Origin of the sequence: Sporosarcina sp. P34 (genome assembly GCF_002743375.1) — a bacterium.
In the GTDB taxonomy this organism is placed as follows: domain Bacteria; phylum Bacillota; class Bacilli; order Bacillales_A; family Planococcaceae; genus Sporosarcina.
On sequence record NZ_PDZC01000006.1, the window covers coordinates 40,872 to 58,764 of the forward strand.

Annotated in this window: 13 protein-coding genes and 1 riboswitch; of the genes, 11 read left to right on the top strand and 2 right to left on the bottom strand. The window is 40.2% G+C overall.

Going from position 1 to position 17,893, the window contains the following annotated elements:
• The first annotated feature begins 447 nt into the window (after positions 1–447).
• From CSV63_RS10275 to CSV63_RS10290, 4 genes are all read left to right on the top strand, one after another.
• Positions 448–651, top strand: coding sequence for a hypothetical protein (locus tag CSV63_RS10275; protein ID WP_099636583.1), 204 nt, complete (start codon positions 448–450; stop codon positions 649–651).
• The gene (locus CSV63_RS10280; protein ID WP_099636582.1) at positions 644–946 is read left to right on the top strand and encodes a MerR family transcriptional regulator; all 303 of its coding nucleotides are present in this window, start codon (positions 644–646) and stop codon (positions 944–946) included. The genes CSV63_RS10275 and CSV63_RS10280 overlap by 8 nt, the downstream gene beginning before the upstream one ends.
• A gap of 1,185 nt (positions 947–2,131) precedes the next feature.
• Positions 2,132–2,575 (top strand): hypothetical protein, encoded by a 444-nt coding sequence (locus CSV63_RS16775; RefSeq protein ID WP_233189572.1) that lies wholly within the window; start codon positions 2,132–2,134, stop codon positions 2,573–2,575.
• The gene (locus CSV63_RS10290) at positions 2,572–4,137 is read left to right on the top strand and encodes a sodium/solute symporter (RefSeq protein WP_099695710.1); all 1,566 of its coding nucleotides are present in this window, start codon (positions 2,572–2,574) and stop codon (positions 4,135–4,137) included. The genes CSV63_RS16775 and CSV63_RS10290 overlap by 4 nt, the downstream gene beginning before the upstream one ends.
• A 502-nt stretch (positions 4,138–4,639) precedes the next feature.
• Here the strand turns inward: CSV63_RS10290 and CSV63_RS10295 are convergent.
• Together CSV63_RS10295 and CSV63_RS10300 are read right to left on the bottom strand one after the other, a co-directional pair.
• On the bottom strand, positions 4,640–5,275 hold the full coding sequence (locus CSV63_RS10295; RefSeq protein WP_099695711.1) for a 2OG-Fe(II) oxygenase: 636 nt from the start codon (positions 5,273–5,275) through the stop codon (positions 4,640–4,642).
• Positions 5,276–5,697: 422 nt separating this feature from the next.
• Positions 5,698–7,734, bottom strand: coding sequence for a molybdopterin oxidoreductase family protein (locus tag CSV63_RS10300; RefSeq protein WP_099695712.1), 2,037 nt, complete (start codon positions 7,732–7,734; stop codon positions 5,698–5,700).
• Between the two features lie 332 nt (positions 7,735–8,066).
• A riboswitch (SAM riboswitch) is annotated at positions 8,067–8,157 on the top strand.
• Positions 8,158–8,275: 118 nt separating this feature from the next.
• Here CSV63_RS10300 and CSV63_RS10305 point away from each other — a divergent pair.
• The 7 genes from CSV63_RS10305 to hutH all read left to right on the top strand — a co-directional run bounded on the left by CSV63_RS10305 (position 8,276) and on the right by hutH (position 17,831).
• Positions 8,276–9,526, top strand: coding sequence for an MFS transporter (locus CSV63_RS10305; RefSeq protein ID WP_099695713.1), 1,251 nt, complete (start codon positions 8,276–8,278; stop codon positions 9,524–9,526).
• Between the two features lie 128 nt (positions 9,527–9,654).
• Complete coding sequence (msrA, locus tag CSV63_RS10310) at positions 9,655–10,188, top strand: peptide-methionine (S)-S-oxide reductase MsrA (RefSeq protein WP_099695714.1); 534 nt, start codon at positions 9,655–9,657, stop codon at positions 10,186–10,188.
• Positions 10,189–10,463: 275 nt separating this feature from the next.
• Positions 10,464–11,177, top strand: a complete 714-nt coding sequence (locus tag CSV63_RS10315) for a toast rack family protein (RefSeq protein ID WP_099695715.1) — start codon at positions 10,464–10,466, stop codon at positions 11,175–11,177.
• A gap of 273 nt (positions 11,178–11,450) precedes the next feature.
• Positions 11,451–12,926 carry a helix-turn-helix domain-containing protein gene (locus tag CSV63_RS10320; RefSeq protein ID WP_099695716.1) on the top strand — a complete coding sequence of 492 codons (1,476 nt, stop codon included), beginning with the start codon at positions 11,451–11,453 and terminating at the stop codon, positions 12,924–12,926.
• 205 nt (positions 12,927–13,131) lie between these two features.
• Positions 13,132–14,811, top strand: a complete 1,680-nt coding sequence (gene hutU / locus CSV63_RS10325) for a urocanate hydratase (protein WP_099695717.1) — start codon at positions 13,132–13,134, stop codon at positions 14,809–14,811.
• The gene (gene hutI, locus CSV63_RS10330) at positions 14,808–16,079 is read left to right on the top strand and encodes an imidazolonepropionase (protein WP_099695718.1); all 1,272 of its coding nucleotides are present in this window, start codon (positions 14,808–14,810) and stop codon (positions 16,077–16,079) included. The genes hutU and hutI overlap by 4 nt, the downstream gene beginning before the upstream one ends.
• 243 nt (positions 16,080–16,322) lie before the next feature.
• Entirely contained in the window at positions 16,323–17,831 is a 1,509-nt protein-coding gene (gene hutH / locus CSV63_RS10335) for a histidine ammonia-lyase (protein WP_085427292.1), read from the top strand.
• Positions 17,832–17,893 lie beyond the last annotated feature (62 nt).

A 17,893-nucleotide genomic window follows, 5' to 3' on the forward strand; every position in this document is an offset into this window, starting at 1 on the left:
TTTAGTTTTTTAATATAATGAGTAATTTCCCTGTGATAGTGTAATTTAGACTGAAACTGGAAGTGGTTTCCTTAGCTGGTTTAATGTTATAAGTGGGGATGAACCACTATTAGATATAATGGTATTGTTCGCATTAAGACAAATCACAAAACTGCTTTGGATGTTAAAATGATTTTTTCTCGCGGGAAGTAGCCGAAATTTAGTTGGATTATTTTGTGGTGAAAATTACAGGCTATCATATTGTGAGGACGGTTACAGATGGGTGCTTTGGACATATAAAAGTTTGCACCAAAAATTTGCAAATAAGAAACAAGACTGAAATCAAAGCCTTTAAGGTACGATGTAATAACAATATTGCCCACAATATAACAGTGTGAGCTTTTTTGATTCTTTCGATTGAAACCTTTACTATAGAAGGAACATATCAGATCGGAAGAGGTGGCGAACATGGCGAACATAATTCCCTTCAAAACTAGACAGCAATTAGAAACTGAAAAAGCATTAAAAACTATGCGTGAGTGGGAAACCCACTTAGAATGGGAAGAATCGAATTGGCACCATGTAATAGAAGGAGAAACAGAAGAAGAGCAGAGCTTGTCACAGGAGGAAATAGAGTGGCTGAATGAATGGGTGGGCGAAAAAAATGATTAACATAGAAGTTGATCAAGAAAAGCTAAAAGAGCTTTACCTTCAGATAATAGATGAGCATTTACAAGAACTTGAATCAGAAGTATTTTTCATGAATTCAAAGCAACTATCTACATATTTAAACATGTCTTGGAATACGATTGTAACCCACCTTTTATACGATGAAGAATTTCCGAAGATACGCCTAGGGAGCAAGTGGCTGTTCCATAAAAAAGAAGTTGGTAAGTATATGGAGAAGTATTATAATGAAGTCCGTAAAAATGGTGGGAGTATCGTATCTTACAAACGGAAGCGATGAAGACTGGATTGAAAAGATCGGGTTTTCTAAAAAAATTGAAATCAAGAAAACAGACAGCGAAATTTAAAACTTCCAGCCATCTGTTTCTGATGTCACAAGGTCATATTTGATGCCCTGATTGATGCCGAAACTTATAAAAACCAGTATAAGTTGATATAATTAATTTGAATAAAACACTTCAAAACGTTGATATATAGCGATCTATACTATCCGGTATACATGTGTAATAGCCCGGACTCTATGGGCGGCATGATGTAAGATAGCAAAAAACCATTTTTTAATGGGGTTTTGTGTCATACAATATCATTTCACTGTCCGTTTGATAGCAAATAAGTATATTTAATCATGACCGAAGGCTTCTCATTAGTCGACAAAACTTTTGAGAGGCCTTTTTATGAGAAAATGTTTAGGATCATCTGGAATTTCCGCTTAAACAGTTACGCACAGAGATACTGCAAGAACCGGAATAGGGCGTCAAGAAAAATAATGAAAGACGGAAAAGCCGTGATGTCCCTGTTAAAGTAAATCGAATATCGCCTAATGCATAACTGGCTGTAACGCTGGTGTTCTTGAGAATCTCTTCTTTTTAACATAGTGAAAGTGGCAGTAGTTCAGAGGAAATGGATTATGATTAATTAAAAATGACTTGACTGGGATTAAAGTAATCTATATAATGAGAAAATACTGACTATTATATGTGGATGAACAGTATGGGAGGAACAGGAAATCGGAATGACTAGTACAGAAAAGGGTGGAAGTAAGGAACTGAAAAAATTAATGCGACGGTTAATTTTTCAGGGAAAGTTATCATATACTGGCAACGGAGCTAATAGCACTTTAGATAAAATGGCAAGAAATCCATTTTATCAATGGAGAAAAAGGAGATGCTATGATCTTTGGAATTGAATTCAAAGGGAGGGTTGATTTAGAAGTAACTAAGGTTTTGGGGGAATGGATTACTTTACGCGTCGATAAATCATAAAGTAGTTTGTTTGTAAGCTTTTGGAATGCGGGTATTATTGAGAAAATCACCTAGAGAAATAGATGCAAGGATCAAACAATTTTAAACTATTTTAATGCAAAGAGTTTTCTTGTTGATAAAAATAACTAACCAGTTAGTATTCATGCTGTTTTGCACCAAACTAAGTTCATTGATAAGTCTTGAAAATGAAGGGGTGTATACAATTGGAAGAGAAAAAGTATGTCATGACAGACGAGCCATGTGAAACGGTTGATATAAAAAAATTACCTAAGTTGGATAAGAAAACAAGTTATAGCATTAGAACCGAATTATCAACTGGATTATCACTAGCAATTGTTTACTTTATATTTATTTTTTCTGTTCCAGCAATCAACTGGTTTAAACCAGATTGGGCTTTTGCAAAGATGTTTGGGGGAATGTCTACTAGCTGGTTTTTAACGACAATTGTCGCGATGGCGATGGCATTTATTATTGCTTATCTACACACGAAGCTTTATGAAAGATGGGAAAGAAAAAGTCTAGAAATGAGCCGTATGGAGAAGAAAGAGAACATGGTAAGTGAACAAAAAAGCCAAGTGAAGAAAAAGGGGGAAACGGCAAGTGTACAAGCAAGTTTTGTAGAAAGTAAGGAGGAGACGTTGCTATGATGCAAGCGTTATTAGATCCAAAATACCTCTTTACGATCTTATTATTGGGGACAATTGTCTATATTACGTATTTATCAAAAAGAAATGAAAGTGCCAGTGACTTCTTTGTAGGCGGACGTAATTTCGGATGGTTTACAAATGGTTCAGCGATTGGCGGGGACTATCTAAGTGCTGCAACGTTTTTAGGACTAGCAGGACTTACCTTTGCAATCGGTTATGATGGGGCTTTTTATACCTTTAGCTTTACAATTGGTTTAACGCTTTTGGCACTTTTCATAGCGGGACCTTTACGCCGGTTCGGTGCCTTCACAGTTGCAGACTTTGTTGCCTACCGCTTTCATAGTAAAAGAGCTAGAATTGTGGCTGTAATTGTAGTGCTTGCTATTTCAGGATTTTATGCAGCACCCCAGTTACTCGGCGCTGCTCAGATTTTGAGCATGTTTTTCGGAACTTCCTATGAATTTGGCATCATCTTTACAAGTGTTGTCATGATATTCTACGTTGGAATTGGTGGGATGAAGGGAACAACCATTAATCAAGCGTTGGAGCTTTGGATTCGTTTTATAGCCTTTATCGTCATGGTAGCCGCCGCTATTTATGGAGGTTTCCATTACGAGAGAATTCTATCCGTAATCAGTGAATTTAGTGGTACGGTACTGAACACGGGCGCATATACGACGGATGGAAAAGATGTCGTATTTAACGGAGAAACATGGTCAAAAACTGGTGCATTCAATCCAAACTTTTGGCACTCTGCATCTATGTTAATCGGGCTTTCACTAGGTACACTTGGGCTTCCACATATTTTACTGCGTTTTTACACAAATCCAGATGCTAAGTCTGCCCGAAAGTCGGCAGTATTAGCGATTGGGATTGCTAGTTTATTTTTCGCCTGTGCCATTTACCTTGGCGTTGTCGGAAGAGCCATCTATTTAAGTGGAAATGCCAGTCCTGAAGTCATGCAGAACCTGATTACCGGCGGAGATAATATGGTGATACCATCTATTGCAACTGCTTTAGGTGGTAAATGGTTGCTTGGATTTGTAATTGCCGGCGCATTTGCCGCAGTTTTCTCAAACCTATCTGGATTATTTATTGCAAGTTCAGGAGCAATTGCTCACGATTTATATGCCAAATTCACGAAAAAGGAATTAACAGAGAAAAATCGAGTAGTCGCTGCAAAATTAGCGATTGTTTTTCTTGGTGTTTTTTATGGAGTTCTCGGTTTATTCGTCAAAGATGCCTCCATTGGCCATCTTGTCGCGCTCGCCTTTACAGTCGGGGCAAGCACATTTGCACCTATATTCGTATTAGGCATTTGGTGGCGTGGGATTACTGAAAAGGGGGCAATTGCGGGACTGATTGTTGGTTTTGCAGTTTCTATGTTTATGATTTTCTTTTCTTCCATTTTACCTGAGGCTTTACAATTTAGAGTGCCAGGTATCATTACCGTGCCAGTCGGCTTCTTAACAGTGTATATTGTTTCCTTACTAGACGGTAAAGTACCAGCGGATGTGAATGCCTTTATGCGGAAAGTCCATTCAAGCGAAGAATCTGTATAAGTCGTAATGTAGATCGTATATTGCAGGATCAGAAAAAGTACCTACTCTGGAAGCAAAAATGTTTCCCGTTTTAAACGTTATGTTGTATAACTACTTGTTCATGTTTAAGGGTAAATTTATATATCCCTTTGCCTTAAAAATTGTAAACATTGATTTAATAGAATTTTTTAACCTGCATTTGTACATGTTTTCAAAGGTATTACATGGGCGGCATGATGTAAGACAGCTGTCCTAATTAAAAAGTGTCAACTCCTAACATTTAGGGGTTGGCGTTTTTTTAGTTATCATGTGTAAAATACAATAATGCATGTCCTCATTAACAGAAGTGCTGAAAATTGCACGTTCGTTTCACTCAGTAGATATCTTGAATCAAACAAGCGTTCAGCTCATAATGACAGCCGACCGCTTGTTGCAATAGGGAAATTTATAAATACAGTCACCGTTCAGAGTATTGTGAAAAATCTTTGTGTAGGCACTGACTAATCAACTATAACCAAATTCCTCATCGTACCCTCTGCTTCCTCATCCACTGCGTCGCTACAAATTTCTCTCCGATTTCTATCGGTGCGCCACCGTGCAACGTCAAGTCGTTCAACAACGGATCGCTATAGAAATACTCGAAATAAACGGCCATTCCTTTTTGAGGCGTGACGGACAGTTTCAGATGGGGAAAGAACGTTTCGCCACCCTGTTCGACATCGTTCAAGTACATGACGAGCGTGCTGATTCGATTGTTTGTAACGTTGCTAGACTCTGAGAAAAAGTCATGGTGCGCTTTATATTGCTGTCCTGGCAGATAATGAAGAATCTGGAGCCTTTCGCCGTGTTCGATAGGAATGTTCATAACTGTTTCAATCCGTTTTTCGATGTTCATAACAATTGGGTTGTCCCGTTCTTCAAGAAACATACTGCTGCTTGTTCTAATCTCGCTTTTCACATGGGCTGTGCCAATTTTGGATCGTTTCATCTTGTCTGTTGAGAGTCGGATCAGTTCATCACATTCTTCGTCACTCAACATATTGCCTAAGACGACGACTAATGGTTCTTCGACTTTTGCAATAATTTCAATGTCACGGTCCGTTATGATTCTCTTTCCTAAATGATTAAATATAGTCTGTTCTTTATTTTCCGCTATCAACTTAGAACACCTCTTTACTAGTTCGATTTCTTTGAATCAAATACAGTGTAACGTGATGATGGTATAGCTAATATCGGACTTCTCTTGAGTTTCACACTTCCTCTTTGGAATTAAATTCAATTTATTTTAGCATGCTGTCTTGAATGAGGTAAACTTGGAACATGGTCAAAAAGGTAGTAATATAGAACTTTTTTTATAAAATATTTTAATTAATTACATGCCTGTTTAGATGACAAGTCAGTAAACACAGCATACAGATGAGCGTTTATCCAATCGTCGAAACAGCAAAACGTCAGATTCTATGAAAAGTGTATCTTTTAAACGGGCATTGTTAAATCAGTATTAGAATAAGGTGAGCCACTTGTTTTAGTCAAACGGAGGCTTCCATTCATGCGGTAGGAATTCTGATCAGTTTTGTCTAGTTATAAACTCTCGACTTCAACACGCCCTGAGAAAAATGTAGCTCCACCGCCCATGTCGGCAATTCGATCGGGTGTTAAGGCGTTCACAAGGTGTTTTTGATCAGAATTATTTCCCCAAATCCCTTGACTGACAACAACCCCCGGAAGTACTTGTTCGCCGACAGAAACAATAAATTCACATTCTCCGCGCTCGTTCCATATACGAACAATCGCTTTGTCCTCGATTCCCCGCTCTGTCGCATCATGCTGATTCATAAACAAGGTAGGTTCTTTTTCAAGCTTAAGATGTTTTTCATTGTTTGAAAAAATGGTATTCATAAAATTATGGTTAATTGCAGGTACATACAGTAATGGAAAATCAGAGTCTTGAATAATCGGAATATACGTAGGAAGAGCCGGTAATCCTGCCGATTGCATTTGTTCTGAATACAATTCGATTTTTCCACTTGGCGTTTTTAAATGGTTCAATGCAATGCGTGTATCGCTCGCTTTCATAAAGCGTTTATCCTTCAATGCAGCAAATGACACTTCAGATAAATGAGGGTTGGACAAATCGCTTAACGCTTGGTTGATCATTTCGGCATCATTATCTGAGAAAGGTTGCTCATCAAAGCCCATAGCTTGCGCTAACAGTCTAAAAACGTCAGGGTTGGATTTACTCTCCCCGTAGGTCTCAATAACTGGTTCTTGCAAATGAATATAGTGATGCCAGAAAGACGTATAGAAGTCGGTGTTTTCAAATGCGGATGTCGCCGGTAGAACAATATCGGCAAACAACGCAGTGTCCGTCAAGAACAAATCATGAACCACTGTAAACAAGTCCTTACGTGCCAAGCCATCCTGTACTTTATTGGCATCCGGTGCGACAACAGCGGGGTTGCTATTATAGACATACAAAGAGCGAACCGGCTGTTGTTCCTCCAGTAATACTTGTCCCAATAAATTCATATTGAATTTACGCGTTGGCTTCTTCTGAAGTTCCGGACGTTCTAGTGCAGCGATATTATGTGTCAAATAGTCTGAATTTGATTTAACCGCCCCTCCGCCCTTTAATTCCCACTGCCCTGTCAATGCAGGCAAGCAAGAGATAGTCCGGACTATCATTCCGCCATTATCATGATGCTGCAACCCATTGCCAATGCGAATCATGGAAGGGGAGACAGTCCCATACATCCGTGCTAGTTCATAGATATCTTCCTCCGGCACACCTGTGATGGTGGAAACCATTTGGGGATCGTAGTATTTTACATGTTCGCCGAGCGCTTCATGGCCGATTGTATATTGCTCCAAAAATGCTTGATTGACTAGCTTTTCTTTATAAAGAATATGCATAATTCCGAGTGCAAGCGCTCCGTCAGTTCCCGGAAGAATGGGAATGAACCAGTCAGCCATGCGCCCAGTTTGGTTTTTATGGACGTCAATGACGATAACTTTCGCGCCGCTCTTTTTCGCCTTTTGCGCAATCATAATTTGGTGCATATTCGTACTGACGGCGTTGATGCCCCAAAAAATAAATAATTTCGTATCCTTCATCTCTTCTGGATCTGTTCCATAACGCCCGCCCATCGTGTAATTGTAGCCGGCTTCACCAGCGACTGAACAAATGGTTCGATCCAGTTGACTCGAACCCAGACGGTTGAAGAAACGGCGATCCATCCCCTTAGAACTAAGTTTCCCCATATTTGCATAGAAACTGTAGGGAAGAATTGATTCTGGGCCTTCTTCAGAAATTAATTTTTTCCACTGATTTGTAATAGTTGTAATGGCTTCTTGCCAACTGATTGGAACGAATTGCCCATCGCCTTTTTCCCCGATTCGTTTCAAAGGAGTAGTAATCCGATTTTGATCGTAAATCCGTTCAGCCATATGCCGAACTTTGTTGCAAATACTTCCTTTTGTGATTGGATGTTCGGGATCACCTTCAATTTTAATGATTTTACCATCTTCTTTATGAATCAACAGTCCACACTGGTCTGGACAATCCAGAGAACAAACCGAGGGGACGATACCATTTTCTACATCAATATATGATTGCATTATACAAGTCCTTTCTACTAGAATAATTTTTTAATATAATATGGAATCCTGACACCGCTGAAGTTTCTAAATAAAGTAGTTATTTACATTCTGGAAATTGCGTTGATTGTAAAGGAATGCGTCTTCCCAAAGTATGGATCCGCGTTATTCCAATTTTAGTGAAAATTGCTCACTCAAAGAGTTGATATAAACAAATGCTTTTGCTAATTAGTATATCATACTATGGCAGTATATTTAGAAAGTTTCAATAACTGGTTGACTTAAAGATAATTATTCTGTACAGTGAGTTCAGTAGATCTGTTTTTATTATATTCAACTAATTTAATATTATTTTTCTATCGAGAGAAGTTGAGGGACTGGCCCTATGAAACTTCGGCAACATAATTGTGCCAAATCCAGCAAGCGTAGCTTGAGAGATAGAAAGAGGAATGCATATTTATATTGCACTAGCGATGAATACCAACAACTCTTTCTGTTTTTCACAGAGAGTTTTTTTGTTTTGTAAAGACATTACAAAACTAATATGAATGGGGGCACTGATATGTTGGAGAGAGTTGGAATCACGAAAAACTTAGGTTGGGGTTTTTTTGGTGTGATGTTGTTTATGATGGGAGATGGAATTGAAGCCGGTTGGTTAAGCCCATTCTTAATTGAGAGTGGATTAACGATTCAGCAATCAGCTGCTATATTTACAGTGTATGGAATCTCGATTGCACTGTCATCTTGGTTTTCAGGCGTCTGTGTGGATGTTTTTGGCCCGAAACGTACAATGGCCATCGGATTAGCCGTCTATATTATCGGTACGGCAGGGTTTATTACATACGGTTTCTCTACGATGAATTACCCAATCATGCTTTTAACATATTTCATTAAAGGTTTTGGTTATCCGTTATTTGCTTATTCTTTCTTAACGTGGGTCATTTATAAAACACCGCAAAACAAATTGAGTTCTGCCGTTGGTTGGTTCTGGTTTGTATTTTGTGCGGGAATGATGGTACTAGGTGCGTGGTATTCAAGTGTTGCGATCCAATATCTCGGTTACATCAATACAATGTGGACATCCATCTTCTGGGTAAGTCTAGGTGCGGTTTTAGCTTTAGTTATCAATAAAGACAAGTTTGAAAAGAAAAAACTAGCGAACAAAAAAGAAGCAGTCAAAGAATTATTGAAAGGTATTACCATTTTGAAATCAAATCCGAGAGTTGCTGCGGGCGGGGTTGTCCGCGTTATCAATAGCTTAAGTGTTTATGGATTCCCGGTCTTCCTACCCATGCATATGGCACAGAACGGCATTGAAACAACTGCTTGGCTGCAATTATGGGGAACATTTTTCTTAGGAAATATTATCTTTAATTTAGTGTTCGGCTTCATTGGAGACAAATTCGGTTGGAAAAACACGATCATTTGGTTTGGTGGAGTTGGCTGTGCAATATTCACGCCACTTCTGTTCTATATACCGGTGATTACAAATGGTAACATCGTTATGACGAGCATTGTCGGATTTATTTGGGGTGGCTTGGTAGCGGGCTATGTTCCGATTGGCGCATTGGTACCTTCTGTTGCGGGTGAAGATAAAGGTGCGGCAATGTCCGTGTTGAATTTTTCAGCGGGTTTATCAACATTCGTAGCACCAGCTATCGCTTTAGCGTTTATCGGGCTCGTTGGAGCGGAAGGGGTCGTGTGGATCTTCAGTGCCCTCTACCTAGTGAGTGCAATTATCGTAAAATTCATTCGTATACCGGAAGAAGAAAATAGAAAGATGCAGGAAAAAGCTTTGCTAGTAACCTCGTGAAAGTACCATCGAAGAGGCGGTCAATGATATAGTATAAGATGGACTTTTAAATCACAAACAGGCTGTGTACGCCTCTACTAGACAAGTGGATTTGGGCACGCGCATTCATAAAAAAGGAGATGTTGTCAATGGGTGAACAGAATTTTGAAAAGGCTGCATTTGCTGGAGGATGTTTCTGGTGCATGGTGAAACCGTTTAAAGAATGGCCAGGTGTCCAAGACGTCGTGTCAGGATATATGGGCGGACATCTGGATAATCCAACGTATGAAGACGTGAAAAAAGGTACATCCGGTCATGTGGAAGTCGTTGAAATCACATTTGATCCTGCCTTATTCCCGTATGAGAAGTTGCTTGAAGTATACTGGCAACAAATTGATCCGACAGACGCAGAAGGTCAATTTCACGACCGCGGCTCATCATACACAACCGCTATTTTTTATTACACAGAGGCGCAACAGGAAGCTGCCAAAAAATCGAAAGCTGACCTAGCTGCAAGTGGTATTTTCACAAAACCTATCGTTACAACTATCCGCCCCGCAGAAACATTCTATCGGGCAGAAGAATATCATCAAGATTATTATATAAAAGAACAAGAACATTACAAAGACAACCGTGCACGTTCAGGACGCAATGAATTCATTGCTGAGCACTGGAGTAAATGACTGTAATGGTAAGGAGGACGAGCGTATTCATAAAACGCTCGTTCTTTTTGTTTGGAATGGTAGTTTACTAAAAGGTCAGTCAATGATGATCTATAGCTATCCGCACCGACTTAGTCTGGGGCGTTTCGGTGTAATTTTTTTATTGTCAAACGAAATAATTATCATCAGAACTCCATATACTGTACCGCTCAGACCTTAGACTGATGTATAGTTCAGTCATCTGATGGACTCAATTTTATCAAGTTTCGCTTATGATAGAGTAAAGGGGTGTGAATATGCGGAAAACACTGATAGTAATATGTGTAGCATTGTTGGGGGTGGCAGGTTTTTGGGTGTATGACTGGATGAAAACGAATCGGGTCTCCGGAGCGTTGTCTATTGAAAAGGACGATGCGAAATCACTGGATGTCGATATCGATTTTGGTGCTGGCAATCTTTTGATTGAGGGCGGTGCAACAAACTGGGTGGACGGTGATATTGATACTAACGTAAAGAAGTGGTTCCCATCCGTTATGTATAAGAATAAAAGAGATATTGGTCACGTAGAGATAGAGCAGAAAATGAAAGGGCTTTCTGCATTGGGTAAGAAAAGAAACAACTGGAATGTTCAACTGACTAATGAAATCCCTGTTAATTTGGATGTCGAAATGGGTGTCTCCGATGCGGAACTAAACTTGTCTGAAATTCGACTCAGCCATTTGTCAGTCGATGCAGGTGTGGGTGACACGACGATCAATTTAGCTGGTGATTGGCAGGAAAGCTTTGATGCTGAATTTGAACTTGGGGTGGGCGATGCGAAAATTCATTTACCTCAAGAGACGGGAGTTAAATTGTCTGTTTCCAAGGGAGTCGGTAGCATAGGAACGAAAGGCTTCATTTCTAAGGGCGAAGGTATCTATGTAAATGACGCATATGGGAAAACAGATACCGCTATTCATCTTAAAGTCGATGTTGGTGTTGGCGGAGTAGAATTTTTGCTTGTAGAATAGATAATCGATGCAGGAATTGTATATGAAACTGTCGATGGTCTCTACGATGAGGAAGTACACCCGTTTTATCGACTGGTGTACTAGCCATCGTTTCCAGAAACGATGGGACATATCCAACTGATCGATGCTGAGAATGAGAGAGCATCTTTTGTTGATATTGGAGACATTGTTTTTATGTACTAGCGATTCCTAATGCCAGAATATTTTCGTGGGTTTGTAGGGGTTAGAGAAAACAGGGCCCGAACTGTGGCGATAATAAAAGGAGGACAGGCCGTGAGGATTCATTTAGTGGCTAAGGATCATTTGGAAGCAGAAGGAATTCGTTGGCTTGTTGAATCTCAAATGACCGGAATGGAGCTATTCAAATGGGATTCCATCGAAGAGTTTGTGAAAGAGGGTTTGAACGAGTTTCCTGACATGCTGTTATTGGATATGGACACATGGGTGCAACAAGATGATAGTTTCGGGGAGTTGCTTAGAAAAAGTCATGTACGCTGGTTGGGTATTTCATCGGAGCGTATTTTTCAAACCGCTTACCGTGGACTTCGTTACCGAGCGGAAGATGTCTTATTTCGTCCCTTTTCACCAGATGACTTAGTGAAACATATTCAACAAATTCGCTACCAGGTAAGAAGTGAAAGACATCGTTATAGTAATGACCTATATAATGAAGATCAGTCCATGATGATTGACTACTCGGATCTTTTTCTTACGGACAAGATGACAACCCAACCGATTACGATGATTGCCATATCAACACCTGACTTAAATAGCTTGCCGCGTTTATATGATGAGTTGCATCGATTTCCATTCACGACGGAACAACAATTATTTGCGCTGGCGGATTGCGTGTTGTGTGTACAGTGTGAGGGAGAAAAGAAGTTGTTCCATGAAGAGTATCACGCATTTCTAGCTTGGTGGAAAGGTGACAAGGGAGAGTCACTGGCGATTGTCATCAATGACCCACCGGCGTTTCAAACGCTAAAAGAAACGTATGCACAGACAAAGCAATTAAAAGAAAAAGTATTTTTTGATGGTTATGATATCATTTTGTCAAATAGTCAATATACCGACTGGTCTGATCTGGATCCATTCCTGACACCATTGGAGCAAAGGCAATGGATTGAAATGCTTGAAAAACGGGATGCAAAAGAAATACGGAAATGGCTGGAGCAAGAGTTTTTCACGTATGGAGAACCCTATCCCGACCCTGAAATGGTTCGGATCCGCTTGACTAGTGTACTGGCACAAGTACGCCGATATATGAAGTCATATAATATTCAAACGATGGAGTGGGAAGATTGTTATCATGCAGTATTTCAACAGATTATCAAGAAACCTGTTATACACGAGATCGTGCAGGAGTTGCTTGCCTTTATTACTAGGCTTCTTTCACATGGAGATGGCGATGTACAATTTCAAACAGAAGAACGTTCCCTCGTAGAAAGAGTAAAGACGTTGATGGAATCGAATTATTGGAATTCGCAGTGGAATTTGACGGATTGTGCGGATACACTTAGGCTGAATAAAAGTACCCTCAGCCGACGATTCTCCGCTGAGTCCGGACAATTCTTTAGAGATGCACTGCATCAGGTAAGGATTCGCGAAGCCAAACGTTTATTGAAGGAAACGAGTTTGTCGTTGGAAGAAATATCAGGGTTAACAGGCTACTCCAACCAAAGTTATTTCACGATGAAATTTAAACAACTTGAAGGCAGGACTCCTTCTTCTTTTCAATCGAATGTATGAAAGAACTGTACATAGGTATGGTTCTTTTTTTAGTCAAGATTCGACACGTTGATTGATATACAATGATAAAGTGAAACTCATTATAAAAAATAAGATGACGAAAAATTAAAATGTATATAGATTATAAAATTATCATTATTTAATAAATAGTAAACAGAATCTTTTGTGTATACTAAAAGTATAGAAAAAAGGAGGTTGTTTAATCATGAAAACAATTGCTGACGAAAAGGTAATTCGATATAGAGGGTCTGAGTTAAATACGAAAGGGTGGCTTCAAGAAGCTGCACTTCGAATGTTGATGAATAACTTGGATCCAGAAGTGGCTGAACACCCGGAGAATCTTGTAGTCTACGGTGGTATTGGAAAAGCGGCTCGTAACTGGGAAAGTTTTGACGCGATTGTAAAATCGCTAAAAGAGCTTGAAAACGATGAAACATTACTTGTCCAGTCTGGTAAACCCGTCGCCATATTTAAATCACACGCAGATGCGCCGCGCGTTCTTATAGCAAATTCAAATATTGTTCCTGCATATGCCAATTGGGAAACTTTCCATGAACTCGATAAAAAAGGCCTCATGATGTACGGTCAGATGACTGCCGGAAGTTGGATCTATATCGGTTCACAAGGAATCGTACAAGGAACATATGAAACATTCGTAGAGCTTGGCAAAAAGCATTATAATAGCAATTTGCAAGGAACTATTACTGTGACAGCAGGTCTTGGCGGAATGGGTGGAGCGCAACCGCTTGCAGTGACTATGGCTGGTGGCGTATGTATCGCAATTGAAGTGGATGAGACGCGTATCGACCGTCGAATCGAAACACGCTACACAGATTTGAAAACGGATTCATTAGATGAAGCGATCCGTCTCGCAGAAGAAGCGAAAAAAGATGGCAAAGCATTATCGATTGGGTTATTAGGTAACGCATCTGACATTTTACCGGAAATGATTGAACGCAACTTTATTCCAGATATACTGACTGACCAAACATCAGCACACGACCCGTTGAATGGGTATGTCCCGTCTGGCATGTCTATGGTAGATGCTGATTTGCTTCGATCAAGCGATCCGGAAAAATATGTACAACTATCCAAAGCATCTATGGCGAAACATGTGCAAGCAATGCTTGATTTGATGAATAAAGGTTCTATCACATTTGATTATGGAAACAATATTCGTCAAGTGGCAAAAGACGAAGGTGTCGAAAATGCATTTGATTTCCCAGGATTTGTTCCTGCATATATCCGTCCTCAATTTTGCGAAGGTAAAGGCCCATTCCGTTGGGTAGCATTATCGGGAGATCCGGAAGATATTTATAAATTGGATGAAGTAATTTTGAAGGAATTTAGCTATAACGAACATTTATGTAACTGGATTCGCATGGCGAAAGAAAAAATTGAATTCCAAGGATTGCCTGCTCGCATTTGCTGGTTCGGTTACGGTGAACGTGCGCGTTTCGGAAAAATCATTAATGATATGGTAGCAAGTGGTGAGTTAAGCGCTCCAATAGTCATTGGCCGTGATCACTTGGATTCAGGTTCAGTTGCTTCGCCAAACCGTGAAACGGAAGCGATGAAAGACGGATCGGACGTTGTGGCGGATTGGCCTATTTTAAACGCAATGATCAACGCGGTTGGTGGGGCAACGTGGGTATCGCTGCATCACGGCGGTGGAGTCGGAATGGGTTATTCTGTTCACTCGGGAATTGTCATTGTTGCAGATGGAACAGATGAAGCGGCTGCCCGTATTGAGCGTGTGTTAACTACGGATCCTGGTATGGGAATCGTACGTCATGTAGATGCAGGATATGAAATTGCTGAAAAGACAGCATTAGAAAAAGGCGTTAATATCCCAATGCTTAAAAAAGGAAATGATATAAATTGAAAAATATAGTTTGGATTAAATACGCTTCCCAGTTGGCCACGTTGGCCTCGGGGAAGCAAGGTCCACGAGCGAAAAAAGATATGTCGGATCTTGGGATTATCGAAGATGGCAGTCTATGGATTGAAGACGGGATCATTCAAGCTGTAGGAACAACAAAAGAGCTTGAAAGTATGTATGGTGAAAGAGCGCAAGATGCAGTAATTGTAGACGCATCTGGAAAACTGGTGACTCCAGGTTTAGTGGACCCTCATACACATGTGGTGTATGGAGGGAGTCGGGAGCACGAATTTGAAATGCGACTGCAAGGCGCCACTTACATGGACATTATGAATGCTGGCGGCGGTATCCATGCAACGACTCGAATGACAAGAGAAGCTTCGGAGGCAGAGTTAATCGAGCAATCAACACGCCGACTTGACTCGTTCCTTGCTCATGGAGTAACTACCGTAGAAGGAAAAAGTGGTTACGGAATGAATCTAGAAACGGAATTAAAACAACTTCGTGTGATGAAAAAACTTCAAGAAACACATCCGATTGACTTGGTTCCGACATTCATGGGGGCGCACGCTGTTCCTCTTGATTATAAAGGTCGAGAAGATGAATTCATTGATTATTTAATTGAAACAGTATTACCGATAGTAGTAGAAGAAGAGCTAGCAGTATTCAATGACGTATTCTGTGAAAAAGGTGTATTCACACCGGAGCAATCCGAGAGAATGTTGGAAGCCGGAAAGAAAGTGGGATTAATTCCGAAAATTCACGCAGATGAAATTGAGTCCTATGGCGGTGCAGAACTTGCAGCTAAAGTAGGTGCCATTTCAGCTGAGCACTTGTTGAAAGCATCTGAAGAAGGTATACAAGCAATGGCTAAATCAGGTACAATTGCTTGTCTTCTGCCGGCGACAGCACTCTATTTACGTGAAGAAGCCGCTGCTGGAAGACGTATGATCGACGAAGGAGTGCCTGTGGCCATCTCGACGGACTGTAACCCAGGGTCTTCCCCCACGACATCGATGCCACTCGTGATGAACTTAGCTTGCATCTCTATGCGTTTAACACCGGCAGAGGCTTTGACAGCTGCGACATACAACGCAGCCTGCGCGATTAAGAGCGAGGACAAAGTAGGTTCATTAGAAGTAGGTAAGCAAGGTGATGTCGTATTATGGGACGCAAAAAATTATCAAGAACTCCAATATTTATTCGGCGTTAACCACGTCCAGTCGGTTTGGAAAAAAGGCGTTCAGGTCGTTGGTAACGCGTCAAACTAAAGCGATATGAGTAGTAAGTAAAGGATTCGTATAAATTATGTACGCAATATAATAAAATCGGACTACACATTTGACTGAGTGCCTGAGGATTAACTCAGGCACTTGAAAATTTCACATAGTATTAAAAATGGTGTGAGGATCAAATGAATAGAACCTATTATTTGTAAGCGCATTCAAGTTCTGTAATATAGATCTTTTATTGCGATGTTACATGAGCAACGGAATTGAAGGGAGAGAAAAAAGATGGTCGTATTAAATGGACAAACGCTTAATTTTACAGAGGTGCATAGCGTACTTTACGATGGAGACAACGTAAAATACTCAGAAGAAAGCATGAAAAAGGTTGAAGAAAGCCGAAAAGCAGTAGAAAGAATCGTAGATGAAGAAAGAATTGTATATGGTATTACAACAGGATTTGGTAAATTCAGTGATGTGCTTATTGATAAAGATCATGTAGAATCCTTGCAGTTAAATTTAATCCGCTCCCATGCATGTGGTGTAGGGGAAGCATTTCCAGAAATCGTTTCACGAGCGATGATTCTTCTTCGTGCCAACGCGTTATTGAAAGGTTTTTCAGGAGTGCGTCCTGTCGTAATTGAGAGATTGCTCGATTTAGTAAATGCGCATATTCATCCCGTCATTCCTCAGCAAGGATCCCTTGGTGCAAGTGGTGACTTGGCTCCGCTATCGCACTTGGCGCTAGTTTTAATCGGAGAAGGAGAAGTGTTTTATAAAGGGGAAAGAACTCCTGCCAAGGAAGCTTTAACGAAAGAGGGAATTACGCCGATTGTATTAACGGCAAAAGAAGGTCTAGCTCTTATTAACGGAACCCAGGCAATGACTGCAATGGGAGTCGTTGCGTATTTGGAAGCTGAAAAATTGGCTTATCAGACAGAACGCATTGCTTCCATGACAATTGAAGGTTTACGCGGAATCATTGATGCGTTTGACGAAGATATCCACCTTGCACGTGGTTATAATGAGCAGGTCGAAGTAGCAGAACGAATTCGGAATATTTTAGTTGACAGTGAGTTAACGACAAAGCAAGGAGAAATACGTGTACAAGATGCGTATTCAATTAGATGTATTCCTCAAGTTCATGGAGCAACGTGGCAGGCAATGAATTATGTAAAAGAAAAATTGCTGATTGAGATGAATGCAGCTACAGATAATCCGCTCATTTTTGATAATGGTGAAAAAGTATTATCCGGTGGCAACTTCCACGGACAGCCAATTGCTTTTGCTATGGATTTCTTGGCAATTGCAATAGCAGAATTGGCAAATATCTCAGAACGCCGAATTGAGCGTTTAGTAAATCCTCAATTAAATGATTTGCCGCCATTTTTAAGCCCGGAGCCAGGGTTACAATCTGGTGCCATGATTATGCAATATGTCGCAGCGTCACTTGTTTCTGAAAATAAAACATTTGCTCATCCAGCAAGTGTCGATTCGATTCCTTCATCAGCAAATCAAGAAGATCATGTCAGTATGGGCACAATTGGATCTCGTCATGCATATGAAGTAATTAAAAATACACGTCGTGTGCTAGCAATAGAAGCAATTTGTAGTATGCAAGCAGTGGAGATTCGTGGAAAAGAAAAGATGTCGACGTCCACAAGAGAGTTTTTAGAAAATGGAAGAAGTATCGTGTCATATATTGAAGAAGATCGCGTATTTTCAAAAGATATTGAAGCAATGAGTGAATGGTTGAAAAATAGTGATTTTCATTTCGATGCATACACAAAAAAATAAATAGGATGTAAGATGGTATTTGGTACAATGGTTGGATCTGTTTTCATGAATACTAGTGGAAT